The organism is Brevundimonas lenta (assembly GCF_014196335.1).
Classification (GTDB): Bacteria; Pseudomonadota; Alphaproteobacteria; order Caulobacterales; family Caulobacteraceae; genus Brevundimonas; species Brevundimonas lenta.
This window is the reverse complement of record NZ_JACIDM010000002.1, coordinates 730,261-752,661: the sequence shown is the minus strand read 5'-3', so window position 1 is coordinate 752,661 and position 22,401 is coordinate 730,261. Positions and strand designations below refer to the sequence as shown.

The following is a 22,401-nucleotide window of genomic DNA, read 5'->3' as shown; positions in this document are numbered from 1 at the left end:
GGGCGACTCCGGCAGATGTCATTGGAGCGCTACGGGCTGACGCCGGCGACGCCCCCTCCGTCACGGCGCGAAGACGCGCCGCGCCACCTCCCCACTGCGTGGAGAGGAGAAACTCGTCAGCCGACCAGCACGTCCACGCTCATTCGCTCCAGCAGCGCTCCACCCTGGCCGATGGTGGCCAGCCGGCTCGACACGTGGCCCAGCACGTTGGCGGCGTAGACCTCGTACAGAGTGATCTTGCCTTCCAGCCAGGCGGGATCGCCCTGGCCGGCGTCCAGCTCGGCCCGCGCCCACAGCGCCGCCTTCGCCAACATCCAGCCGCCCGTCACGTCGCCCAGCAGTTTCAGGTAGGCGTCCGCCGCTGTCAGCACGTCGGCTCCGCGTTTGGCGTCGGCCTTGGCGTCCAGCAGCCACATGGTCGCGTCCTCGACCGCCTCGACGGCGTTGGCGAAGCGTTCGACCGGCTTGCCGGAGTACAGCTTCGGCAGTTTCGCCAGCGTCTCCTTCATGTCGGCGATCAGGTCGCGGGCCGACTGGCCGCCGTCCTGCGACAGCTTGCGGCCGACCAGGTCCATCGCCTGGATGCCGTTGGTGCCCTCGTAGATCGGGGCGATGCGGGCGTCGCGATAGTACTGGGCAGCGCCGGTCTCCTCGATGAAGCCCATGCCGCCGTGCACCTGCACGCCCATGGACGCCACCTCGACGCCGACGTCCGTCGACCAGGCCTTGGCGATCGGCGTGAACAGGTCCTCGCGGCCCTTCCAGCGCTTGCGGGCGGCCTCGTCCGGAGCGTGCTGCGCCAGATCGGCGGCGACGCCGGTCGACAGGCAGATGGCCCGCGCGGCGGCGACCTTGGCCTTCATCACCGACAGCAAGCGGCGCACGTCCGGATGATCGACGATCGGGGCGTTGGACTGGCCGGTCCAGACCGAGCGGCCCTGCTTGCGCTCCTGCGCATAGGCCAGCGCGTGCTGATAGGCGCGTTCGGCGATGCCCACGCCCTCGACGCCCACGGCCAGACGCGCGGCGTTCATCATCACAAACATGTGCGACAGCCCCTCGTTGGGGCGGCCGACCAGTTCGGCGATCGCGCCCTCATAGGCCATGACGCAGGTAGGGGAGCCGTGAATGCCCAGCTTGTGCTCGACGCTGACGGGGTGGAAGGCGTTGCGCTCGCCCAGGGTCCCGTCCGCCCCGACCAGGTATTTCGACGTCAGGAACAGGCTGATGCCCTTCGGCCCCGCGGGCGCGTCGGGCAGGCGGGCCAGCACCATGTGGACGATGTTGTCCGTGGCGTCGTGATCGCCCCAGGTGATGAAGATCTTCTGGCCCGTCAGCTTGTAGGTCCCGTCGCCGACCGGCACCGCCGTCGCCGTCAGGGCGCCCAGGTCCGACCCGGCCTGCGGCTCGGTCAGCACCATCGCCCCGGTCCATTCGCCGGACACCAGCTTGGTCAGATAGGTTTCCTTCTGGGCGTCCGTGCCGTGGGTCTCCAGCGCCTCGATCGTCGCCAGCGAAAGCATCGGGCACAGGCCGAAGGCCATGTTCGCCGCATGCACCGTCTCATAGGCCGCCAGCTCCAGCGCCTTGGGCAGCTGCTGGCCGCCCGAGTGGGCCTGGGCCGACAGGCCGGTCCAGCCGCCCGCCGCGAACTGGCGATAGGCGTCGGAGAAGCCGGGGGCGGGGGTCACATTGCCGTTCACGCAGGTCGAACCCTTCTGGTCGCCGACGCGGTTCAGCGGCGCCAGCACGCCTTCCGAAAACTGCGCCGCCGCTTCCAGCACAGCGCCCAGCAGGTCCGCGTCGTAGTCGGGGAAGGCCCCTGTCGCCGCCACCTGATCGATTCCGGCCACGGCCTGGAGCGTGAAGGCGAGGTCGCGGACGGGAGCGCGGAAGGTCATGGGGGAGGGCCTTGTTGTCGAACGTCCCGCGTTCATGCCGCCTTGCCGCAGGGGGATGCAAGCGACCCTTGGAGAACCTTGGCGGCTGAGGCACGTTGGCGTTTGACACTTCGGGAGTTTTCGATGGCTGAGCCGCGCAACCGATATTCCGCTGTCTCCCTGACCCTGCACTGGGTGATCGCCGCGATGGTGATCGGGCAGGTCCTGCTGATCATGGCCCACGACGCGACGGAAGGCCCCGCGTCCCGCGAGTTCGTCAATCTGCACAAGTCCGTGGGCCTGACGATCCTGGTTCTGACCCTCGCCCGCATCGGCTGGCGGCTGGCCAATCCGGCCCCGCCGCTGCCGGATCACATAAAGCCCTGGGCGAAGATCCTCGCGCGGACCACCCACGTCGGCTTCTACGTCATGCTGCTGGCCATGCCGCTGGTCGGCTGGGCCGCCTCATCGGCCGCGGGACGGGACATTCTGTGGTTCGGACTGTTGCAGTGGCCGCTCCTGCCCATCGGCGGCGGCCGCGACATGGCCCGCGACCTGATGGACGTCCACTCTCTGGGGGCCAAGGTCGTCTACATCCTGATCTTCCTCCACGTGGCCGGGGCGCTGAAGCACCAGTTCGTCGACCGGGACAACGTCCTGCACCGTATGCTCCCCATCATTCCGCGGCGCCCGTGAGACGGCGCGACGTCCTCCTCGGCGGGAGCGCGTCGCTTCTCACCCTGCCTGCCGCGGCCCAGTCGCGGTGGACGTTCGACCGATCCGTCTCCTCCATCGAAATGTCGGTCAGCGCCTTCGGTCAGACGCGGCGCGGCCGGTTCTCTGACTGGAGCGGCGACATCATCTTCGATCCTGCGTCCCTTTCGCGCACCCGGGCGAATGTCGTTGTCCAGGCGGCGTCCCTGAGACTGTCCCCGTCCATAGGCACCGATCGCGCCACGGGCCCGGGATTCCTCGACGCCGCCCGCTATCCGACCATCCGCTTCGTGCTTTTGTCCGTCGAACCGGCGGGCGGCGACAGCTACAACGCGCGCGCCGACGTCACCATCAAGGGACGCACCAACGCGGTCAGCTTTCCTGTAGACTTGCGTGCGACCGGCGACAGGGCGCATCTGACGGGTGCGTTCACCGTCAATCGCACGGATTTTGGAATAGGGACCTCAGGGCCTTGGAACAGGCTGGTCGGACGACAGGCGACAGTGCGGTTCGCGCTTCAGGCGCGACGTACCTAGGCGCGACCGACGCCCAGGCGGTCGAGGCGCTGGCCGGCGGCGGCCTGCTGATCCTCCCGACCGAGACCGTCTACGGCCTCGCCGCCGACGCCGGGGACGCCAAAGCGGTCGCCGCCATCTTCGAGGCCAAGGGCCGCCCGCGCTTCAATCCGCTCATCGCCCACGTCGCCGACGCCACAGAGGCCGAGGCCATCGCCCTGCTCGACGACCGCGCCCGTGAACTGGCCGAAGCCTTCTGGCCCGGTCCCCTGACCATCGTTGCGCCGGTGCGCGATCGCCACCGCGTCTGCGATCTAGCCCGTGCCGGCCTGGACAGCGTCGCCGTCCGCGTTCCGGGCCACGCCCGCGCCCGCGCCATCATCGCCGCCTTCGGCCGCCCCGTGGTGGCCCCGTCCGCCAACCGCTCCGGCCGGCCCAGCCCCACCACCTTCGAGGACGCTGTCGAGGAAACCGGCTTCGCCGCCGCCGACGCCGTCGATGGCGGCCCCTGCGCCGTGGGCGTCGAGAGCACGGTGGTTTCGATCCTCAACGGCCAGGTCAGCCTGTTGCGTCCGGGGTCGGTGACGCGCGAGGACATCGAGGATCTGATCGGCCCGCTGGACCAGGGTGGCGACGGGCACCGTTCGCCGGGCCGTCTGACCCTGCACTACGCCCCGGACTCGCCGGTCCGCGTCAACGTCACCGCACCCCGCAACGGCGAGCTCCTGCTCGGCTTCGGCCCGGACGTCGGCGATCCGCGCTGGAACCTCAGCCCCACCGGCGACCTGCGCGAGGCGGCCGCCAACCTGTTCCGCCTGTTCCGCGAGGCCGACCGCGAAAAGCCCGCCGGCATCGCCGTCGCGCCGATCCCGAGCAAAGGCCTGGGCGAGGCGATCAACGACCGTCTGAAACGCGCTGCGGGATACGTCGGCTAGGCGCTATTGCGCCGTCCAGCCGCCGTCGATCGAGAAGCTGGCCCCGTTGGCCGAGGCGCCCAGGTCCGAGACCAGGTACAGCATCATGCCCACCAGTTCGTCGGTGGTGACGAACCGCTTGGTCGGCTGCGAGCCCAGGATCACGTCCTTCAGCACCGCGTCCTTCGACATGCCGCGCGTGCGGGCCTGATCGGCGATCTGCTTCTCGACGATCGGGGTCTCGACGAAGCCGGGGCAGATGGCGTTGCAGGTGATGTTGTCCTGCGCCAGTTCCAGCGCCACCGTCTTGGTGAAGCCGATCACGCCGTGCTTGGCCGCGACATAGGCCGACTTGAACGGGCTGGCGACCAGGCCGTGGGCCGAGGCGACGTTGATGATCCGCCCGCGTCCCTGCGCCTTCATGATCGGGATCGCCGCCCGCGTCGCATAGAAGGTCGACGACAGGTTGATGGCGATGATCTGCTCCCACTTGTCGGCGGGGAATTTCTCGACCGCCTCGACGTGCTGGACGCCGGCGTTGTTGATCAGGATGTCGACCCGGCCCAGCTGGTGCTTGCCGAAGGCGACCATGTCCGCGACCTCGTCGCCGCGCAGCATATTGGCGGCGTGATAGCGCACCCGCACGCCGCAGCTGGCTTCCAGCTCCGCGCGCGTGCGTTCGATCTCCGAGGGGTCGCCCAGGCCGTTCAGCACCACGTCGCCGCCGCGCGCCGCGATGGCGCGCGCCATCGCCAGGCCGATGCCCGAGGTCGAGCCCGAGATCACCGCCACCTGACCCTTCAGGTCGCCGATGTCGCGGAAAGGCGCCGTTTCCTTTTCGGCTTCGCCGCGCCGGGGCCACTGGAACATGCTGTCGTCCACCCTGTCCTTGGATCGGTCTCGCGCCGACTCTAGCCTTAGCCATACGCCAAGGCGACGGTCTCGCTCAAGAATTTCCCGATCTGATGAATATCCAGTCCGTATCGGTCGAGGCCGCCTTGTCGAACCGGTAGCCGTCGCGGTCGAAACGCTTCAGCTCTTCCGCCCGTTCGATGCGCTCGTCGATGGCGAAGCGCGCCATCGTCCCGCGCGCCCGCTTGGCGAAGAACGAGATGATCCGCCGGTCGCCCGCCTTGTCCTCGTAGAAGTGCGGCGTGATCACCGTCAGCTTCAGCGCCTTGGCGTCGACCGCGCCGAAATATTCCTGGCTGGCCAGGTTCACCAGCGTCGGCTCGGCCTGACCCTCGGCGTCGTCGTTCAGGCATTTCGAGATCCGGTCGCCCCAGAAATCGTACAGGCTGGTCCCGCGCCGGGTCTTCAGCCGCGTGCCCATCTCCAAGCGGTAGGGCTGGATCCGGTCCAGCGGCCGCAGCAGGCCGTACAGGCCCGACAGGATGCGCAGGTGATCCTGGGCGTAGGCCAGTCCCGCCGCATCCAGTTCGCGCGCCTTCAGCCCCTCATAGACGTCGCCCGCGAAGGCGAACGCCGCCTGCACCCCGTCCAGCGATTCGGCGTCGAAGGCCTGGAAGCGCTCGCGGTTCAGCCGCGCCAGATCGTCCGAAATCCCCATCAGCCGGCGCAGCTCGGCCACCGTCCGCGCCCGCGCCGTCCGCGCCAGCGAGCCCGTGTCCTCATGGAACCGCCGCTCCGTGGCGGGCAGGGCGGGGTCGGCTTCCGTGAAATCCAGCCGCTTGGCGGGAGACAGAACGATCAGCAAGGCGAAGCTCCGGGGGCGAACGACGCCCGGGGATAGGCCGCTTCGATGACGAATTGAACCGGGTTGCTACCACTTGCCGCTCATCCCGGCGAAAGCCGGGACCCAGTGGTTTGGAAGAACGGCGAACCCCGCTTCAGTCCCGCCGCCGATCCCATGGAGCCCGCCTCACAAAAAGAACTGGGTCCCGGCTTTCGCCGGGATGAGCGGATCAATGAGACGACTGTGCAAACAGCGCCGCCAGCACCGCCGGCAGCCGCTCGGGCAGGTCCTCGGCGATCAGCCCGGGGCCGAACCCTCGCGCCGCCTCCGCGTGCATCCACACCGCCGCCCGGGCCGCGTCGAAACTGTCCATCCTCTGGGCGACCAGCCCGCCGATCATCCCGGCCAGCACGTCGCCGCTCCCGGCCGTGGCCAGCCACGGCGTGCCGTTGTCGTTGATCGCCAGCCGTCCGTCCGGCGCCGCGATTACGGTCGCCGGTCCCTTCAGCACCATCACCGCGTCCGCCCGTCGCGCCGCCTCGGCGGCGGCGGCCTCGCGGCCCTGGTCCAGCAGGCCGGGGAACAGCCGTTTGAACTCGCCCTCGTGCGGGGTCAGCACGTCGTCGCGGTCCAGCAATTCGAACAGATCGGCGGGCCAGCCCTCGAACGCCGTCAGTCCGTCGGCGTCCACCACCAGCACCGCGCCGGTTCCGGCCAGCGCCCGGATGTTGGCCTGGGTCACTTCGTTCACGCCCGCGGCCGGGCCGATCACCACCGCATCCATCTCGGCCGCGGCCTCGGCCAGCGCCTCGTCCGAGCCGAAGGGCGTCAGCATGATCGCCTCGATCGTCGGCGCGACCACCGCCGCCGCATCGGGCGGGCACAGGATTCGCACCAGCCCCGCGCCGATGCGCAATCCGCCCCGCGCCGCCAGCCTCGCGGCGCCGGTCTGGGTCGCCTTTCCGGACACCACGCCCAGCCGTCCGCGCGCGTGTTTGTGGGTGTCCGCCGCCGGCCACGGCAGGCTGTCCCGCCAGTCGGGGAGGGTGTCCCCGGTCACCACGCAGCCCGTCCGTTCACGGATCGCGACAGCGTCTGAAAAGGGCTTGCCTTATTGTGCAATGCAATGTCCCTTTACCGCCCGAGCGCGAGGCACGATAAGGCCCGCCTGGGATCGCCAATGAAAAAGATTGAAGCCGTCATCAAGCCCTTCAAGCTGGATGAAGTGAAAGAGGCGCTGCAGGACGCTGGCGTCCAGGGGATGACTGTGCTCGAGGCTAGGGGCTATGGGCGCCAGAAGGGTCATTCCGAACTCTATCGCGGCGCCGAATACGTCATCGACTTCCTGCCCAAGATCAAAATCGAGGTCGTGGTTCCCGACGATCTCGCGCCTTCGGTGATCGAGGCGATCCAGACTGCGGCCCGAACCGGCAAGATCGGCGACGGCAAGATTTTCGTGTCTGACGTCCTCGACGTCATTCGCATCCGAACCGGCGAAACGGGGGCCCAGGCCGTCTGACCGCCAGAACCACCGGCCGCTCCTCGGGGCGGCCGTTTCACTTCCTCCCCACTCCAACCGGACTCTTCGAAATGAGTGACGCCAGCAAGATCCTTAAAGAAATTAAGGAGAAAGACGTTCAGTACGTCGATCTCCGCTTCACCGACACCAAGGGTCGGATGCAGCACGTCACCTTCGACATCGACCTGGTCGACGAGGAGTTCCTTGAAGAAGGGACCATGTTCGACGGTTCGTCGATCGCCGGCTGGAAGGCCATCAACGAGTCCGACATGCTCCTGAAGCCGGACCTCAACGGCTACTGGATCGACCCGTTCTACCAGCAGACCACGATGTTCCTGTTCTGCGACGTGCTGAACCCGGACACCGGCGAGCCCTACAACCGCGACAGCCGCTCGATGGCCAAGAAGGCCCTGGCCTATGTCCAGTCCTCGGGCGTGGGCGACACGGTCTATTTCGGACCGGAAGCCGAGTTCTTCATCTTCGACGACGTCCGCTGGAGCACCGCTCCGCACGACACCGGCTACACCTACGACTCGATCGAGCTGCCGGCCAACACGGGCGCCGAGTACTCGGAAGGCAACATGGGTCACCGCCCGGGGATCAAGGGCGGCTACTTCCCGGTCAACCCGGTCGACAGCGCCCAGGACCTGCGCGGCGAGATGCTCGGCGTCATGCGCGACCTCGGCATGCAGCCCGAGAAGCACCACCACGAAGTGGCCCCGGCCCAGCACGAGCTCGGCCTCAAGTTCAGCGACCTGCTGACCATGGCCGACCGCACCCAGCTGTATAAGTACGTGATCCACAATGTGGCCGCGTCCTACGGCAAGTCGGCGACCTTCATGGCCAAGCCGACCTTCGGCGACAACGGCTCGGGCATGCACGTGCACCAGTCGATCTGGCGCGACGGCAAGCCGCTCTTCGCCGGCGACAAATACGCCGGCCTGTCGGACCTCTGCCTCTGGTACATCGGCGGCATCATCAAGCACGCCAAGGCCATCAACGCCTTCGCCAACTCGACGACCAACTCCTACAAGCGTCTGGTCCCGGGCTACGAAGCGCCGGTCAAGCTGGCCTATTCGGCCCGCAACCGCTCTGCCTCGATCCGTATTCCGTGGGTCAACTCGCCGAAGGCCAAGCGCATCGAAGCCCGCTTCCCGGATCCGATGGGCAACCCCTACCTGACCTTCGTGGCCCTGCTCATGGCCGGCCTCGACGGCATCGAGAACCGCATCGATCCGGGCGCGCCCGCCGACAAGAACCTCTACGATCTGCCGCCGGAAGAGCGCGGCAACATCCCCGAGGTCTGCGGCTCGCTGCGCGAGGCCCTCGAGAGCCTCGACAAGGATCGCGCCTTCCTCAAGAAGGGCGGCGTCATGGATGACGACTTCATCGACAGCTACATCGAGCTGAAGATGGAAGAGGTGATGCGCCTGCAACTGCACCCGCACCCGGTCGAATTCGACATGTACTACAGCTGCTGATCCGCAGCTGAGGCCAGACGATCAGGGCGCCGGACGGAACACCGTCCGGCGCTCTTTTCTTTAGGCGCGGCTTGACGGTCAGGTTCTCGTGGGTGTCATCATCGCGGGATGAGCGACCGCCCGGATCAGCAAGCCATCGCCATCAGTTCGGGCTCCGGTATGGTCGCCGGCGCAGCACTGGGCTTCATACTCACACCGCTGACGGGGTCGATCGGCCTTGTCCTTGGCGCAGGCGCCGGATTGGTGATTGGCGCGGCGATTCCCCTGCTCTTCAAGTCCAGTCGCTGAACGACCTGTCGCCTAGTGCAGGCTGAACGTCAGCGGGTCCCACACCGGCGGCGGCTGAAGCGTCGTCGGGAAGGCGATGCGGACGTCGCAGCCGGCGCTGCCCCGGTCCACCCGCAGACGACCGCCCAGTTGTTCGGTCATGGCCTCGACCAGGGTGGCGTCACGGGGCCCCGGAATGTCGATGGCGCCGCCCGCCGCCAGCATCATGACCCGCTCGCCGCCCGTCTCGTTCAGCGTCACCAGCAGCATGGCGTCCGGCTTGCTGGCGCGCAGGGTCGACAGGTACTCCAGCAGGATCAGGCCCAGCGAGGTCGCCTGTTCGATCGGCACCGCCACCTCGCCGCCGCCGAACAGCACGCGGTCGGAGGGCAGGCCGCCCCGGCCGGCGGCGGCGTCGGCCAGCCTGCGGGCGAAGGCCTCGAAATGGATGGTCTTGGCCTCATCGTCGACGAAGGCGCGATGGGTGCGGGAGATGACCAGGGTCCGCGACGCCGCATTGCTCAGCACGCGCGACACGGCCGGATCGGTCTCGCCCCGGGCGCTGACCTGCAGGATGGCGGCGATCAGTTGGAGATGGTCGGTCGTGCGCTGGGCGTGCTCGCGGAACAGTTCCGCCTGACCGGTGGCCAGCGCCTCGACGCGGGCGTGGCTGCGCGCCAGATCGTTGAAGCGGCCCCGGATGCTGCTCAGGATGTGGTTCAGCAGCAGCGACGAGAACAGGAAGAACGACAGGCCCACCGCCGCCCGCCCGTCCAGCTGCAGGGTCAGCGGCGCCGGTCCCATGAAGCAGTAGACGATCACGGTCGACAGCGCGGTCGCCAGCAGCGCCGGACGTCCGCCCAGCCAGTAGGCCGTCAGGATCACCGCCGGATAGAAGCAGGTGAAGCCGTAGCCCTGCGACAGGATCGGATCCAGCCACAGGCGCACGACCAGCGACGCCATCACCAGCAGCACGGCGCCCCAGTACGGCGCGCCGGGCACGCCACGGGCGCGCTCGATCAGGCCGGCGACGGGGCGGGGAGGGGCGGGTGCAAGCATCGTCATGTCCGCTGTCGTAACACGGACGATCCAACGGGGAAGCTCCGGCGTTCCGTCGCTCGGCGAATGCCGATCAGACGGCCAGGCCCTCGGCGATGTCGCGCTTGTTCCGGCGCAGCTCGATCAGGCGCACGCACCAGATCGAAATTTCGTAGAGCAGCACCAGCGGGATCGCGAGCATCAGCTGGCTGATCGGATCCGGCGGCGTGACCACGGCGGCCACCACGACCACGGCGACGATGGCGTAACGGCGGCCCTCGGACATCACCTTCGAGCTGATGATCCCGGCCATGCCCAGCAGGGTCATGACGATCGGCAGCTGGAAGCACAGGCCGAAGGCCAGCAGCAGCGCCGTCACCAGGTTCAGATACTCCGAGATCTTCGGCAGCAGCGCCACCGACACGCCGTCGCCCGTCACCTGCTGGCCCAGCGAGAACCACATGACGAACGGCAGCATGACGAAATAGACCAGCGCCGCGCCCATCAGGAACAGCAGCGGGGCGGCGATCAGGAAGGGCAGGAAGGCGCCCTTCTCGTTGCGGTACAGGCCCGGCGCAACGAAGCGGTACAGCTGCCAGGCCAGCACCGGGAAGGCCACGACCACGGCGCCGAAACCGGCGATCTTCATCTTGGTGAAAAGCTGTTCCAGCGGCGCGGTGGCGATCAGCTGCACCACGCCCTGGCCGCCGGCGGGCACGGGCTTCAGGCCCGCGGTGACCGCGATCAGGTCGAACGGCGACACATGGTGTCCGTTCGCGCCGGCCGCCGCATGCATGGCCGAGGCGGCCTGGAACGGGTGGATCAGGATCAGCTGGATGTCGGCGGCGAAATAGAAGCAGCCGATGAAGGCGAGGGCGAAGGCCACCACGCAGATCAACAACCGGCCGCGCAGCTCGATCAGATGCGACATCAGCGGCGCGCGCGACGCCTCGATCTCGGCTTCGTCGATATCGGTATGGCTCACAGTTCGACGACCTTCTTGCGCGCGGCCTTCGGCTTCGCGGCGGCGGTCGTAGCGGTCTTCTTCGCGGCCGGCTTCTTCGCCGGCGCTTTCGTCTTCTGCGGCGCCGCTGCGGGAGCGGGCGCCGGAGCCGGAGCTTCCTCAAGCGGTTCGAGCACGGGCGGGCTGTCGGGCCATTCGTCCGGCCCGGTCAGCGCCGGGGCGGACCCGGCGTCCGCCGTCGGCAGCGCCGTGTGGACCGGCTTGTTCAGGTCGTCGCGGATGCTGCGGAACGTGGCCTCGGCCTCGGCGCCCAGCGGCATCATGTTCGACTGGCCTCGCCGCAGGGCGTCGACTTCCTTGCGCAGGTCGTCCAGCTCGGACTGCCGCGCCATCTCGTCGAAGCTGCTGCGGAAATCGTTGGCCATGGCGCGGGCCTTGCCGACCATCTTGCCCAGCTTGTTCAGCATGGCAGGCAGCCGTTCGGGACCCACGACAAGCAGGGCCACGACCGCGATCACAACATATTCCATGCCCCCGATACCGGGGCCCAGGCCACCCATCCGTCAGTCTCCGACGCGCGGGCGCGCTTAGTTCTTGAGGTCTTCTTTTTCGGCGTCGGTGCGCGGCAGGGCGCCCGCGCGTTCGTCGCGCGGCTTGTCCTCGTCCGAGTCCTTCAGGCCGTCCTTGAACGCCTTCACGCCCTTGGCTGCGTCGCCCATCAGGCTGGAAAGCTTGCCGCGTCCGCCGAACAGCACGACCACGACCAGGACCACCAGGGCCCAGTGCCAGATGCTCATTGAGCCCAAGACGATCTCTCCTCGTTCGGACCGATGCGCGGCCCGTCTTGAATACTGTCGCCGCATATAGGCGGTTCGGTGGCGCGACGCCAAGCGAACCTGATACAGCGCGGTGATGAGTCACGTGATCATCCACACCGACGGCGCCTGCAAGGGCAATCCTGGCCCAGGCGGCTGGGGCGCCATTCTTCAAACCGGCGGCGGTCACGAGAAGGAGCTGTGGGGCGGCGAGCCGCTGACCACCAACAACCGCATGGAGCTGATGGGCGCGATCATGGCGCTGGAGGCCCTGACCCGCCCGTGCCGCGTCGACCTGCACACGGATAGCAAATACGTGATGACCGGCATCACCGAATGGATCCGGGGCTGGAAGGCGCGCGGCTGGAAGACCGCCGACAAGAAGCCGGTCAAGAACGAGGACCTGTGGAAACGCCTCGACGCCGCCCGCGCCCGCCACGAGGTCAAATGGCACTGGGTGAAGGGCCACGCCGGCCACGAGCTCAATGAACGCGCCGACGGCCTGGCGAATCGCGGGATCGAGGACATGAAGGCGGCCCGCTGAGCCGCCTTCCGGCGGCGGCCTAGGCCGCCCGCACCTTCAGCTTCGGACCGTCAATCGACTCGACGACCACGCTCTCGCCGGCCAGCGGCGCCGCGCCGTCGATCTCGGCCGGCCATTCGGCGCCCGAGACGAAGACCCGGCCGCGGCCGTCGACGAAGGCCTGGACCACCTGCGCCCGCTGGCCGACCAGGCGGCTGTCACGGGCGTTGATGTCCGGCGCGTCGCTCGGATTGACGCGCTGGATCAGGCGTCGCGACAGCAGGGTCGCCAACACCGTCAGTCCGGCGAACAGCGCCGTCTGGCCCCAGAACCCGCCCAGCGGCAGGCCCAGGGCGGTGACGACCGCCACCACGCCTGCGGCCACGGCCGGCCACAGCAGCCACTCGGTCGAGAACGCGGCCTCGATCGCCAGCAGCAGAACCCCGAGCGCCAGCCAGATCCAGAACGGCTGGGCCGTGTAGAACTCGATCAGGGCGTCCATGGATCAGGTCCTCGGAACGGAGCCGCGCGGGCGCGGCGGTGCGGGCGGACGGGGAGGCGTCGGTGCAGCGGTCGCAGCCGCGGCGGCGCGGGGCGTCTGCTGCTGGTCCTGCGCCAGGCCGACCAGCTGGCCGATGCCGGCGATGGTGCCGACCAGTGCGCCCATCTCGGCGGGCACGATGACCGTCTTCTGCTGCGGGCTGCGGGCCAGTTCGGCGAAGGCCTCCACATACTTCTGGGCGACGAAGTAGTTGATCGCGTTCACGTCCCCGCGGGCGATGGCCTCGGACACCATGGCGGTGGCGCGGGCTTCGGCCTCGGCTTCCCGTTCGCGCGCCTCGGCGTCGCGGAAGGCGGCTTCCTTGCGGCCTTCGGCCTCCAGAATGGCGGCCTGTTTGGCGCCCTCGGCGCGGGTGATCGCGGCCTGCTTCTCGCCGTCCGCCTCGGTGACCACGGCGCGACGTTCGCGCTCGGCCTTCATCTGGCGGGCCATGGCGTTGGTGATGTCGGCCGGCGGCGTCAGATCCTTGATCTCGATCCGGTTGGCCTTCACGCCCCACGGCTCGGTCGCCGCGTCGATGACGTGCAGCAGGCGCGTGTTGATGGCGTCGCGCTGCGACAGCACCTCGTCCAGCTCCATCGAGCCGACCACGGTCCGCAGGTTGGTCATGCAGAGCTGGCTGATGGCGTAGGGCAGGTCGTCCACCCGGTAGGCGGCGCGCGCGGCGTCCATCACCTGGATGAAGACGATGCCGTCGACCTTCACCACGGCGTTGTCCTTGGTGATGACTTCCTGCGTCGGAACGTCGAGCACCTGCTCCATCATGTTCATGCGGCGCCCGATGCGCTCGACGAACGGCGCCAGCACGCTGATGCCCGGGGAGATCGTCTTGGTGTATTTGCCGAAGCGTTCGACAGTGAATTCACGGCCTTGCGGCACGATCTTCACGACGCTGAACAGCAGAACGAACGCCAGCGCCACGAGCGCCAGGGTGAAAAGTACGGAAAAGTCCATCAAAGCCTCCCAATCCGGCTCAGGTTATCAGGCTGTGGCGGCCGCGCCACAGAAACCGGACACGGGCGGATGACTTCCGCGTTAATTGCGCCCGTTCAGCGTGTCGCGACGGCCAGATCGATGATCCGCCGCGTCTCAGACCAGTCGATCAGCGCCGTGACCTGATCCAGCGCCACGAATCGCGCCTCGGCCGCGTCGTCCCCCGCCACCGGCTCGCCGGACAGCCATTCGGCCGCATAGTCGATCAGCACATAGTGCCGGCCCGCGTCCGGAAACACGCCGTCGACCACATCCAGCAGGCCGGTGATCCGCGCCTCCACGCCGGTCTCCTCTCGCAGCTCCCGCAGGGCCGCATCGACGACCCGCTCTCCGGCCTCGATGCGCCCCCCGGGCAGGCTCCACTCGCCCTGGCGGGGCGGCTGCCCACGGCGGATCAGCAGCACCTCGTCGCCGCGCAGGCAGACCACGCCGACGGCGGGAACGGGGGCGGGCAGGGGCGTTCTCATGGGCCCGAGCCTAGGCGGTCGCCGGGCCGAACTACAGCCCGTAGCGCTGGTCCCCCGACAGCCAGGTCTCGCTGACGGTGATGGCGGCGATCCGCTTTGGATCGACCGTCGTCGGGTCCTGTTCCAGGATTGTCAGATCCGCGTACTTGCCCGGCTCCAGGCTGCCGGCGATGTGATCCAGCCGGCACTGCCACGCCGCGTCGATGGTCACCGCCCGCAAGGCCGCCTCGACCGGTATCCGCTCATCGGGGAAGAAGACGCCGCCGCCCTCGTGCATTACCCGCGTCACCGCGTCCTCGACGCAGCGCAGCGGCTCCAGCGGCGTCACCCCGTAATCCGAATGCAGCGAAATCCGCAGGCCCCCCGCCAGCGCCGACGCGGCGGGATCATAGAACTGCGCCCGCTCCGGCCCCAGGATGCGATCCCGGAACGCCTTGCCCCACCAACGCACGTGGCCGATCAGGAACGAGGGCGACAGCCCCATCCGCGCCATTCGCTCGATCTGTTCGGGGTGCAGGATGCTGCAGTGCTCGATCCGGTGCCGCGGGTCGGGCCGCCGCACCTCGCCCAGCACCGTCTCGAAGGCGTCCAGAGTCGTGTCGATGCCCGCGTCGCCGTTGGCGTGCACCCCGACCTGCCAGCCCCCCTGATGCGCCCGCCGCACCGCATCGGTCAGCTCCGGCAGGGTGTAGTTCAGCGACCCCCGCGTCGATTTCCCCAGATACGGCTCGCGCTGATAGCCGGTGAAGGCCTGGTTCGAGCCGTCCGACCACGCCTTCACCCCCTCGATCCGGAACCGGTCGTCGCCGCGCCCCGGCCGCACGCCTTCGCGCTCCCACACGTCCATGGCGGTCGAGACCAGCATGCCCCGCAGCCGGATCGGCGGATTGTCAGCCATCACCGCGTCCAGCATCCGGATGTCGTCCATCCCGGCCTGAACCCCGATGCTGCAGTCATGCAGGGCGGTGCAGCCCTTGGAGGCGGCGACGTCGTACAGCCGGCTCACGCGCATCGCCATCTGCGCGCTGGTCGGCAGCGGCATCCGCGCCGCGAACGGCGCCATGGCCCCGGTCTCCTCCAGCCGCCCGGTCAGCGCCCCGTCCTCGTTCCGCCCGAAGCGGGCCTGCGGCGGATTGCGCGACGCCCGGCTGATCCCCGCCACCGCGAAGGCGCGCGAGTTCACCCAGGCGACGTGCCCGTTGCCCTCCATCATGAACAGCGGCCGGTCGGGCGACAGGGCGTCCAGCTCCACCAGCGTCGGGCTGCGGCCGCCGCGCGTGATCGACGGATCGAAGCCGTGCGCGCGCACCCATTGCCCCTCCGGCGTCTGGGCCGCCGCGTCCCTCAGTCGGGCCATGACCCCGTTCTGGTCCGGAACGGTCAGCGGACTGACATCCAGCCAGTCGTCGAACAGCACGAAGCTGTAGTGGACATGCGGGTCGATCAGGCCCGGCAGCAGGGCCCGTCCGTCCAGCTCCACGATCCGGGTCCCCGCGCGCCGGTGGATATCCACTTCGGCCCGTCCGCCGACCGCCAGGATGCGGCCGTCCGCGACGGCCAGCGCCTCCGCGCGCGGATTGGACGGATCCATCGTCAGGATCGGCCCGCCGCGGAAGATCACCGTGGCCCCGTCGCCTTCCGGCCGGTTCAGCGCGCATCCGCCGAGGGTCGTGGCGGCCCCGGCCAGGCCCGCATAGCGCAGGAAGTCACGGCGGGACCCTGCGGTGCGCAGGAACGCTGTGAGACCAGGCTGGCAGGCGACGCACATCGAACTGGCTCTAGGCCGGAACGGCCGGAGCGTTAACCTTCCGCCTGTCGCCAAGCGTGGCCTATCAGGGGCAACCCTGGGTCGAGCCTCTTCGAATCACTGGAGTCCGCCGCCCGTCTTTGAGACAACGGGCCATGACCCAGCCCTCCGCCGCCGCCCTCGATGCCCTCAAGGCCGCCGTCGGGCCCGGCGGCTGGACCGGGGATCCCTCCGAAATCGCGCCCTGGCTCAAGGAGTGGCGCGGCCGCTGGAACGGCGACACCCCGCTGATGCTGACGCCCCGCTCGACCGATGAGGTCGCCCGCGCCGTCACCGTCTGCGCCGAACACCGCATCCCGCTGGTGCCCCAGGGCGGCTGCACCGGCCTGGTCGGCGGCCAGATCCCCTTCGGCGAGGTCCTGATCTCCACCCGCAAGCTGCGCGCCGTTCGCGACGTCAACGCCCTGGACGACGCCATGACGGTCGAGGCCGGGGTCACCCTGCTGGAGGCCCAGCTGGCCGCCGCGACCGCCGATCGCCGCTTCCCCCTCGGCCTCGCCTCTGAAGGCACCGCCACCATCGGCGGCGCCATCTCCAGCAACGCCGGCGGCACCGCCGTCCTGCGCTACGGCATGATGCGCGACCTGGTGCTGGGCATCGAGGCCGTCATGCCCGACGGCCGCATCTTCAATGGCTTGAAAAGGCTGCGGAAAGACAACACCGGCTACGACCTCAAGCAACTGTTGATCGGGGCTGAGGGCACGCTGGGCATCGTCACCGCCGCCACGCTCAAACTCTTCCCCGTCATGCAGTCCCGCGCCACCGCCGTGGTCGGCCTCGACAGCCCTCGCGCCGCCGTCGAACTTCTGGCCCGCGCCAAGGCCGAAACCGGCGGCGGCGTCGAGGCGTTCGAGCTGATGAAGCGGATCGGTCTGGAGTTCGTGCTGCGCAATATCCCGGACACGCGCGAGCCGCTGGACTCGACCCCGCCCTGGTACGCCCTGATCGAACTGGCCTCGGGCGAGCCGGGCGCCGCCGACTCCGCCCTCGAACGTCTGCTGTCCGAGGCCCTGGACGGCGGCTTGATCACCGACGCCGCCGTCGCCCAGAACGACGCCCAGCGCGGCGACTTCTGGAAGGTGAGGGAAGAGCAGTCCGCCGGCCAGAAGCCCGAGGGCCCCGGCTGGAAGCACGACGTCTCCGTCCCCGTCTCCCGCGTCGGCGATTTCCTTGAGGAGGCCACCGCCGCCGTCGAACGCTTCGAGCCCGGCGCCCGCGTCAGCGCCTTCGGCCATGTCGGCGACGGCAACATCCACTACGATGTCCTGTGCCCGCCCGACGCCGACCGCGCCGCCTTCATCGCCCGCTGGGCCGAGGGCTCGCGCATCGTTCACGACATCGTCGACCGCTACGACGGCTCCATCTCCGCCGAACACGGCCTCGGCCGCCTCAAGACCGAGGAAGCCCGCCGCTACAAATCCCCCGTCGAGATCGAGGCCATGCAGGCCGTCCGCCACGCCCTGGACCCCCTCCGGATCATGAATCCGGCGGTTCTGTTCTGATCTGCTGTGGATATAGAACAAAAAGGGAACAATTGCCCTTGAGACTCACCGGCCGGACCGACTAGCGTCCGGGTCCGGGAGGAATCATGGCCGAATCTCAAACTGATGCGTCACGTGGACGGATGATCGTGCGTTGCCTGTCGCCGGGCTGCGTTCACGTCGCCCTGATGGATCCGCGCGGCCTGTTCGGCCCGACCCGCGACTGGCCCGCCGCCGGGCGTTCGCAGCGCTTCCGCTGCGTCTGCGGCGGCCGTGAAAGCCGTATCAGCTATGCCGCCGGCGCCGCTCCGGCCGAGGCCGCCGCCGCCCCGGACGCCATCCACCTCTGGGGCTGATCGCGTCGGCGACTTGCCCCCGACGACTTGCCCCTGCGGCAAGCCCGGCCTATCGCTGCGCGCTCGATTCACGGCCTTCGGAGCGCCCATATGACCCTCGCCCTGCTGTTCCCCGGACAAGGCAGCCAGTCGGTCGGCATGGGAGCCGCCCTGGCGGACTCCTTCGCCAGCGCCCGCGAGGTCTTCGCCGAGGTCGACGAGGCGCTGGGCCAGAAGCTGTCGCAGCTGATGCGCGAAGGCCCCGAGGATCAACTCACCCTGACCGAGAACGCCCAACCGGCCCTGATGGCCGTCTCGGTCGCCGCCGCCCGCGCCCTGAAGGCCGAGTTCGGCGTCGACCTGTCGAAGGCCGCCTTCGTCGCCGGTCACTCGCTCGGCGAATACTCGGCCCTGTGCGCCTCGGGCGCCATCTCACTGTCCGACACCGCCCGCCTGCTCAAGCTGCGCGGCCAGGCCATGCAGCGCGCCGTGCCGGTCGGGAAGGGGGCCATGGCCTCGCTGATCGGCCCCAAGACCGACCTCGCCCTCGCCGAGGAAGCCGCCCGCGCCGGGTCGGAAGTCGGCGTCTGCGTCGTCGCCAACGACAACAACGCCGGCAACATCGTCATCTCGGGCGACAAGGCCGCCGTCGACCGCGCTATTGAAAAGGCCAAGGAACTGGGCGCTCGCGCCATTCCGCTGAACGTCTCGGCGCCCTTCCACTGCCCGCTGATGCAGCCCGCCGCCGATGAAATGGCCGCGGCGCTCGCCTCGGCGACCATCCTCGCTCCGGTCGTCCCGGTCGTCGCCAACGTCACCGCCCGTCCGGAAACCGATCCGGAAGTCATCCGCCGCCTGCTGGTCGAGCAGGTCACCGGCCGCGTCCGCTGGCGCGAGTCGATGGAATGGATGGCCGGCGAAGGCGGCGTCACCCGCTTCGCCGAGATTGGCTCGGGCAAGGTCCTGACCGGCATGGCCAAGCGCATCGCGCCGGACGCTGAAAGCCTGTCGCTCAACACGCCCGAAGAGCTGGAAGCCTTCGCGAAGTCGCTCGGCTAGGCGTGCGCTACCTGGTGGCGCTTGCCTATTTGGCTGCCTGTGTACCCCCACTCCTCTACGCCGGATTGGGGGTTCTACTGTTCCTCACACCGAAGCTCCCACGCACCGGCGGTCTTGGCCTTCTGGACTGGGTCGTATTAGGCGTCTGCGCACTGACAATCGTGCTCGTCGGCGCAGGAATCGTCGCTTACCTGGGACAGAGGTGCCGACCTGCGTGGCTGCTCCTGGTTGCGGCCTATCTGCCCCTGGTGCTGGCCCAGACGGCTTCGGTCGTCCTGTAACCTGCGCGACCTGTCGCAGCGCCGGACCCGCCTGTTCCTGCTATTGAGCGGTCTCTGACGGGGGACGCACCATGCGATGGCGTAGACTGCCGGCCGGCGTGGCCGAAGCCGCCCTGCCGTCGGGCGCCTTGCTCGGCCGCTATGTGTCCGCCGGCAGCTATACCGACTGCTTCGTCGTCACCGTCCCCGGTTCGATCACCCAGGCGGCCTACGTCGAAGCCTTCTACACGACGCCCCTGTTCAAGCTCGAGCGGCTCGCCCTGGCCGTGCTGCTCTGGTTCCCGTCGACGGACCAGCAGGCGCGATGCATGGCGGCCGGAGAGATTTCGAGGTTCGCAGCCTGGACCGTTGAGGGCAGGGAGGCGGACCAGATCCTGCTGTGCGACTTCCTGGGGGCCTCGCGGTCCTGGCTCATGAGCGTCGCGGACGGCGCCACGGGCACGACCACCCTCTATTTCGGAACCGCGCTCCTCCCGCACCCCCGTGGCGACCGCCTGGGCCTCGGCTTCCGCGCGCTCGTCCCCTTCCACCGGCCATATGCCCGCGCCCTGTTGCGATCAGCAGTTCGCCGTCTGGCAGTCCGCCCGGCCTGACCGGCTCGATAATCTGAGGCTGTCGGCCCCCGTCACGCGTTGGATCACGGCGTTGCTCTGGCGATGCGGCGCGCCCTCGGCTAGGACGCAGCGAACTCAAAGGCGGAGCTGACTCGATGTTCAATCTCACCGGCAAGACCGCGCTCGTCACGGGCGCCACGGGCGGCATCGGCGGCGCTGTCGCCCGCGCCCTGCATGCGCAAGGCGCCACCGTCGTTCTCTCCGGCACCCGTGAAGCCGTGCTCCAGGACCTGGCGAAGGAACTGGGCGAGCGCGCCCACTTCGCCACCGCCAACCTCTCGGACCCCGAGTCGGTCGACAACCTCGTCAACGCGGCCGAAACCGCCGCCGGCGCCCCGCTGGACATCCTGGTGGCCAACGCCGGCATCACGAAGGACGGCCTGCTGATGCGCATGAAGGACGAAGACTTCAGCGACGTCATCAAGATCAACCTCGAGAGCTATTTCCGCCTCTCGCGCGCCGCCATGAAGGGCATGATGAAGCGCCGCTCGGGCCGCATCATCGGCGTCACCTCGGTGGTCGGCGTCACGGGCAACCCCGGCCAGACCAACTATTCGGCCTCCAAGGCCGGCATGATCGGCTTCTCCAAGTCGCTGGCGGCCGAGGTCGGCTCGCGCGGCATCACGGTCAACTGCATCGCGCCGGGCTTCATCGCCTCGCCGATGACCGATGTGCTGAACGAGCAGCAGCGCGAGACCATCCTGAAGAACATCCCGGCGGGCCGCCTGGGTACCGGCGACGAGATCGCCGCCGCCGCCGTCTACCTGTCGTCCGACGAAGCCGCCTACGTCACGGGACAAACGCTCCACGTGAACGGCGGCATGGCGATGATCTAGGACGGGAACGCCGGCCTTCACTCACCTCCCCATCGCAGATGGGGAGGGGGACCATCCGAAGCCCGCAGGGCGAAGGATGGTGGAGGGGGCGTCGCCGGCCTCAGGTTCGTTCGGCGTTTCGCCGGATCCAGAGAGCCGCCCCCTCCGTCACGGCGCATATCTGCGCCGCGCCACCTCCCCACTGCGTGGAGAGGTGAGTTCTACTTCAGCGAAGCGCAGAACCGCTGGATCCGGCTGCACGCCGCCTCCAGCACCGCCTCGCTCGTCGCATAGCTGATGCGGAAATACGGGCTCAGGCCGAACGCCGAGCCCTGCACCACGGCCACGCCCTCGGCGTCCAGCAGGGCGGTCGCGAAGGTGTCGTCGCTGTCGATCACCACGCCGCCTTCGGTGGTCTTGCCGATCAGCCCCTCGATCGACGGATAGACGTAGAACGCCCCCTCCGGCACGGCGCAGCGGATGCCGGTCGCCTGGTTCAGCATCGACACGACCAGGTCGCGGCGCTTCTCGAAGGCGGCGCCGCGCTCGGCGATGAAGGCCTGCGGCCCGTTCAGCGCCTCGACCGCCGCCGCCTGGCTGATCGACGACGGGTTCGACGTCGTCTGCCCCGCCACCTTGCGCATCAGGTCGATCAACGGCTTCGGCCCGCCGGCGTAGCCGATCCGCCAGCCGGTCATCGCATAGGCCTTCGAGACCCCGTTCACCGTCAGCGTCCGGTCGTACAGATCCGGCGCCACCTGGGCGATCGTCCGGTAGTCGAAGTCGCCGTAGATCAGGTGTTCGTACATGTCGTCGGTCATCACCCACACCTGCGGGTGACGGCGCAGCACCTCGGCCAGCGCCTCCAGCTCCTCGCCGGTGTAGGCGGCGCCGGTCGGGTTCGACGGGCTGTTCAGGATCAGCCATTTCGTCTTCGGCGTGATCGCCGCTTCCAGCACCGCGGGCTTCAGCTTGAAGCCGTCCGCCTCATGGCCGATCACCGTCACCGGCTCGCCGCCGGCCAGCAGCACCATGTCTGGGTACGACACCCAGTAGGGCGCCGGCACGATCACCTCGTCGCCGGGCGACAGGGTGGCCAGCAGGGCGTTGTAGATCACCGCCTTGCCGCCGGTGGCGACGTGGATCTGGTTGGTCTCGTAGGTCAGCCCGTTCTCGCGCGCGAACTTGGCTGCGACGGCGGCCTTCAGCTCCGGCGTGCCGTCGACGTCGGTGTATTTCGTCTCGCCCCGGCGGATGGCGGCGATGGCCGCTTCCTTGATGTTCTCGGGGGTGTCGAAGTCGGGCTCGCCGGCGCCCAGGCCGATCACGTCGCGACCTTCGCGCTTCAGTTCGCGGGCCCTGGCGGTGACCGCCAGGGTGGCCGACGGCTTGACGCGGGCGAGGGCGGAGGACTGCAGGCTGGACATGGCGACTCCCGGGGACGGCGGCCCTCATTACGCAGATGCGAAGGAGGGATCAAATGAGGTCCTGTTTCGGACCTCGCAGCCATCGTTTTCCGTCCCATTGTGGAACGCACAGGCTCAAGATTTGAGACGCCCGGGCATGGAGCGTCTCGCGAAACCAAGCGAAAACAGTCACCTGGGGGGCCGCTCCGGCCTGGAGTTTGTCGCGCGGCTGCGCGACCGGGATTTGGAATCTGA

25 protein-coding genes are annotated in these 22,401 nt (G+C 68.8%); 12 read left to right on the top strand and 13 right to left on the bottom strand.

What is annotated here, in order from left to right:
• Positions 1-116: 116 nt before the first annotated feature.
• Positions 117-1,901 (bottom strand): acyl-CoA dehydrogenase, encoded by a 1,785-nt coding sequence (locus GGR12_RS11245; protein ID WP_183204484.1) that lies wholly within the window; start codon positions 1,899-1,901, stop codon positions 117-119.
• 123 nt (positions 1,902-2,024) lie between these two features.
• Between GGR12_RS11245 and GGR12_RS11240 the strand changes: the two genes are divergently transcribed.
• From GGR12_RS11240 to GGR12_RS11230, 3 genes are read left to right on the top strand one after another with little or no spacing between them, the layout of a single operon-like run.
• Positions 2,025-2,576: a cytochrome b gene (locus GGR12_RS11240; RefSeq protein WP_183204483.1), complete on the top strand. Its 552-nt coding sequence runs from the start codon at positions 2,025-2,027 to the stop codon at positions 2,574-2,576.
• On the top strand, positions 2,573-3,130 hold the full coding sequence (locus tag GGR12_RS11235; protein WP_183204482.1) for a YceI family protein: 558 nt from the start codon (positions 2,573-2,575) through the stop codon (positions 3,128-3,130). The genes GGR12_RS11240 and GGR12_RS11235 overlap by 4 nt, the downstream gene beginning before the upstream one ends.
• Positions 3,067-4,044 (top strand): L-threonylcarbamoyladenylate synthase, encoded by a 978-nt coding sequence (locus GGR12_RS11230; protein WP_183204481.1) that lies wholly within the window; start codon positions 3,067-3,069, stop codon positions 4,042-4,044. The genes GGR12_RS11235 and GGR12_RS11230 overlap by 64 nt, the downstream gene beginning before the upstream one ends.
• A 3-nt stretch (positions 4,045-4,047) precedes the next feature.
• Here the strand turns inward: GGR12_RS11230 and GGR12_RS11225 are convergent, their stop codons facing one another.
• From GGR12_RS11225 to GGR12_RS11215, 3 genes are all read right to left on the bottom strand, one after another.
• Complete coding sequence (locus tag GGR12_RS11225) at positions 4,048-4,893, bottom strand: 3-hydroxybutyrate dehydrogenase (protein WP_183204480.1); 846 nt, start codon at positions 4,891-4,893, stop codon at positions 4,048-4,050.
• Between the two features lie 76 nt (positions 4,894-4,969).
• Positions 4,970-5,740 (bottom strand): peroxide stress protein YaaA, encoded by a 771-nt coding sequence (gene yaaA / locus GGR12_RS11220; protein ID WP_183204479.1) that lies wholly within the window; start codon positions 5,738-5,740, stop codon positions 4,970-4,972.
• 208 nt (positions 5,741-5,948) lie between these two features.
• Positions 5,949-6,779 (bottom strand): NAD(P)H-hydrate dehydratase, encoded by an 831-nt coding sequence (locus GGR12_RS11215; RefSeq protein ID WP_343053222.1) that lies wholly within the window; start codon positions 6,777-6,779, stop codon positions 5,949-5,951.
• A 120-nt stretch (positions 6,780-6,899) separates the two neighbouring features.
• On the opposite strand from GGR12_RS11215, the gene GGR12_RS11210 reads away from it, so the two are divergent.
• The 3 genes from GGR12_RS11210 to GGR12_RS11200 all read left to right on the top strand — a co-directional run bounded on the left by GGR12_RS11210 (position 6,900) and on the right by GGR12_RS11200 (position 9,007).
• Positions 6,900-7,238: a P-II family nitrogen regulator gene (locus GGR12_RS11210; RefSeq protein ID WP_183204477.1), complete on the top strand. Its 339-nt coding sequence runs from the start codon at positions 6,900-6,902 to the stop codon at positions 7,236-7,238.
• A 71-nt stretch (positions 7,239-7,309) separates the two neighbouring features.
• Entirely contained in the window at positions 7,310-8,719 is a 1,410-nt protein-coding gene (gene glnA, locus GGR12_RS11205) for a type I glutamate--ammonia ligase (RefSeq protein ID WP_183204476.1), read from the top strand.
• A 108-nt stretch (positions 8,720-8,827) separates the two neighbouring features.
• Positions 8,828-9,007, top strand: coding sequence for a hypothetical protein (locus tag GGR12_RS11200; protein ID WP_183204475.1), 180 nt, complete (start codon positions 8,828-8,830; stop codon positions 9,005-9,007).
• Between the two features lie 12 nt (positions 9,008-9,019).
• On the opposite strand, the gene GGR12_RS11195 is transcribed toward GGR12_RS11200, so the two are convergent.
• From GGR12_RS11195 to GGR12_RS11180, 4 genes are all read right to left on the bottom strand, one after another.
• Positions 9,020-10,045 (bottom strand): DUF4118 domain-containing protein, encoded by a 1,026-nt coding sequence (locus GGR12_RS11195; protein WP_183204474.1) that lies wholly within the window; start codon positions 10,043-10,045, stop codon positions 9,020-9,022.
• Positions 10,046-10,118: 73 nt separating this feature from the next.
• Positions 10,119-11,009 (bottom strand): twin-arginine translocase subunit TatC, encoded by an 891-nt coding sequence (gene tatC / locus GGR12_RS11190; RefSeq protein WP_343053221.1) that lies wholly within the window; start codon positions 11,007-11,009, stop codon positions 10,119-10,121.
• Positions 11,006-11,518 (bottom strand): Sec-independent protein translocase protein TatB, encoded by a 513-nt coding sequence (gene tatB, locus GGR12_RS16840; RefSeq protein ID WP_425486218.1) that lies wholly within the window; start codon positions 11,516-11,518, stop codon positions 11,006-11,008. Before tatB ends, tatC begins: the two co-directional genes overlap by 4 nt.
• Before the next feature lie 57 nt (positions 11,519-11,575).
• On the bottom strand, positions 11,576-11,794 hold the full coding sequence (locus GGR12_RS11180) for a twin-arginine translocase TatA/TatE family subunit (RefSeq protein ID WP_183204473.1): 219 nt from the start codon (positions 11,792-11,794) through the stop codon (positions 11,576-11,578).
• A 106-nt stretch (positions 11,795-11,900) separates the two neighbouring features.
• Between GGR12_RS11180 and rnhA the strand changes: the two genes are divergently transcribed.
• Complete coding sequence (gene rnhA / locus GGR12_RS11175; protein WP_221212317.1) at positions 11,901-12,347, top strand: ribonuclease HI; 447 nt, start codon at positions 11,901-11,903, stop codon at positions 12,345-12,347.
• Positions 12,348-12,366: 19 nt separating this feature from the next.
• Here rnhA and GGR12_RS11170 read toward each other — a convergent pair whose 3' ends face one another.
• The 4 genes from GGR12_RS11170 to GGR12_RS11155 all read right to left on the bottom strand — a co-directional run bounded on the left by GGR12_RS11170 (position 12,367) and on the right by GGR12_RS11155 (position 16,116).
• Positions 12,367-12,828, bottom strand: coding sequence for an NfeD family protein (locus GGR12_RS11170; protein WP_183204471.1), 462 nt, complete (start codon positions 12,826-12,828; stop codon positions 12,367-12,369).
• Positions 12,829-12,831: 3 nt separating this feature from the next.
• Entirely contained in the window at positions 12,832-13,842 is a 1,011-nt protein-coding gene (locus GGR12_RS11165; RefSeq protein WP_183204470.1) for an SPFH domain-containing protein, read from the bottom strand.
• A 95-nt stretch (positions 13,843-13,937) separates the two neighbouring features.
• Entirely contained in the window at positions 13,938-14,348 is a 411-nt protein-coding gene (locus tag GGR12_RS11160) for an NUDIX hydrolase (RefSeq protein ID WP_183204469.1), read from the bottom strand.
• 31 nt (positions 14,349-14,379) lie between these two features.
• Positions 14,380-16,116 carry an amidohydrolase family protein gene (locus GGR12_RS11155; RefSeq protein ID WP_183204468.1) on the bottom strand — a complete coding sequence of 579 codons (1,737 nt, stop codon included), beginning with the start codon at positions 16,114-16,116 and terminating at the stop codon, positions 14,380-14,382.
• Between the two features lie 134 nt (positions 16,117-16,250).
• Here GGR12_RS11155 and GGR12_RS11150 point away from each other — a divergent pair, with 134 nt between their 5' ends.
• From GGR12_RS11150 to fabG, 5 genes are all read left to right on the top strand, one after another.
• Entirely contained in the window at positions 16,251-17,657 is a 1,407-nt protein-coding gene (locus GGR12_RS11150; RefSeq protein ID WP_183204467.1) for an FAD-binding oxidoreductase, read from the top strand.
• 86 nt (positions 17,658-17,743) lie between these two features.
• A complete protein-coding gene (locus tag GGR12_RS11145) occupies positions 17,744-17,992 on the top strand; it encodes a hypothetical protein (protein ID WP_183204466.1) in 249 nt (82 codons plus the stop codon).
• Positions 17,993-18,082: 90 nt separating this feature from the next.
• On the top strand, positions 18,083-19,030 hold the full coding sequence (gene fabD, locus GGR12_RS11140) for an ACP S-malonyltransferase (protein ID WP_183204465.1): 948 nt from the start codon (positions 18,083-18,085) through the stop codon (positions 19,028-19,030).
• 352 nt (positions 19,031-19,382) lie between these two features.
• On the top strand, positions 19,383-19,904 hold the full coding sequence (locus tag GGR12_RS11135; protein WP_246328854.1) for a hypothetical protein: 522 nt from the start codon (positions 19,383-19,385) through the stop codon (positions 19,902-19,904).
• A gap of 116 nt (positions 19,905-20,020) precedes the next feature.
• Positions 20,021-20,761 (top strand): 3-oxoacyl-[acyl-carrier-protein] reductase, encoded by a 741-nt coding sequence (gene fabG, locus GGR12_RS11130; protein WP_183204464.1) that lies wholly within the window; start codon positions 20,021-20,023, stop codon positions 20,759-20,761.
• A gap of 200 nt (positions 20,762-20,961) precedes the next feature.
• Here fabG and GGR12_RS11125 read toward each other — a convergent pair whose 3' ends face one another.
• Entirely contained in the window at positions 20,962-22,167 is a 1,206-nt protein-coding gene (locus GGR12_RS11125; protein ID WP_183204463.1) for a pyridoxal phosphate-dependent aminotransferase, read from the bottom strand.
• Between the last annotated feature and the right edge of the window lie 234 nt (positions 22,168-22,401).

Coding starts and splice junctions, on each gene's coding strand:
- GGR12_RS11245 (WP_183204484.1), bottom strand. CDS start 1,901: ATGACCTTCCGCGCTCCCGTCCGCGACCTCGCCTTCACGCTCCAGGCC.
- GGR12_RS11240 (WP_183204483.1), top strand. CDS start 2,025: ATGGCTGAGCCGCGCAACCGATATTCCGCTGTCTCCCTGACCCTGCAC.
- GGR12_RS11225 (WP_183204480.1), bottom strand. CDS start 4,893: ATGTTCCAGTGGCCCCGGCGCGGCGAAGCCGAAAAGGAAACGGCGCCT.
- GGR12_RS11210 (WP_183204477.1), top strand. CDS start 6,900: ATGAAAAAGATTGAAGCCGTCATCAAGCCCTTCAAGCTGGATGAAGTG.
- glnA (WP_183204476.1), top strand. CDS start 7,310: ATGAGTGACGCCAGCAAGATCCTTAAAGAAATTAAGGAGAAAGACGTT.
- GGR12_RS11200 (WP_183204475.1), top strand. CDS start 8,828: ATGAGCGACCGCCCGGATCAGCAAGCCATCGCCATCAGTTCGGGCTCC.
- GGR12_RS11195 (WP_183204474.1), bottom strand. CDS start 10,045: ATGCTTGCACCCGCCCCTCCCCGCCCCGTCGCCGGCCTGATCGAGCGC.
- tatB (WP_425486218.1), bottom strand. CDS start 11,518: ATGGAATATGTTGTGATCGCGGTCGTGGCCCTGCTTGTCGTGGGTCCC.
- rnhA (WP_221212317.1), top strand. CDS start 11,901: ATGAGTCACGTGATCATCCACACCGACGGCGCCTGCAAGGGCAATCCT.
- GGR12_RS11170 (WP_183204471.1), bottom strand. CDS start 12,828: ATGGACGCCCTGATCGAGTTCTACACGGCCCAGCCGTTCTGGATCTGG.
- GGR12_RS11165 (WP_183204470.1), bottom strand. CDS start 13,842: ATGGACTTTTCCGTACTTTTCACCCTGGCGCTCGTGGCGCTGGCGTTC.
- GGR12_RS11160 (WP_183204469.1), bottom strand. CDS start 14,348: ATGAGAACGCCCCTGCCCGCCCCCGTTCCCGCCGTCGGCGTGGTCTGC.
- GGR12_RS11155 (WP_183204468.1), bottom strand. CDS start 16,116: ATGTGCGTCGCCTGCCAGCCTGGTCTCACAGCGTTCCTGCGCACCGCA.
- GGR12_RS11150 (WP_183204467.1), top strand. CDS start 16,251: ATGACCCAGCCCTCCGCCGCCGCCCTCGATGCCCTCAAGGCCGCCGTC.
- GGR12_RS11145 (WP_183204466.1), top strand. CDS start 17,744: ATGGCCGAATCTCAAACTGATGCGTCACGTGGACGGATGATCGTGCGT.
- fabD (WP_183204465.1), top strand. CDS start 18,083: ATGACCCTCGCCCTGCTGTTCCCCGGACAAGGCAGCCAGTCGGTCGGC.
- GGR12_RS11135 (WP_246328854.1), top strand. CDS start 19,383: ATGCGATGGCGTAGACTGCCGGCCGGCGTGGCCGAAGCCGCCCTGCCG.
- fabG (WP_183204464.1), top strand. CDS start 20,021: ATGTTCAATCTCACCGGCAAGACCGCGCTCGTCACGGGCGCCACGGGC.
- GGR12_RS11125 (WP_183204463.1), bottom strand. CDS start 22,167: ATGTCCAGCCTGCAGTCCTCCGCCCTCGCCCGCGTCAAGCCGTCGGCC.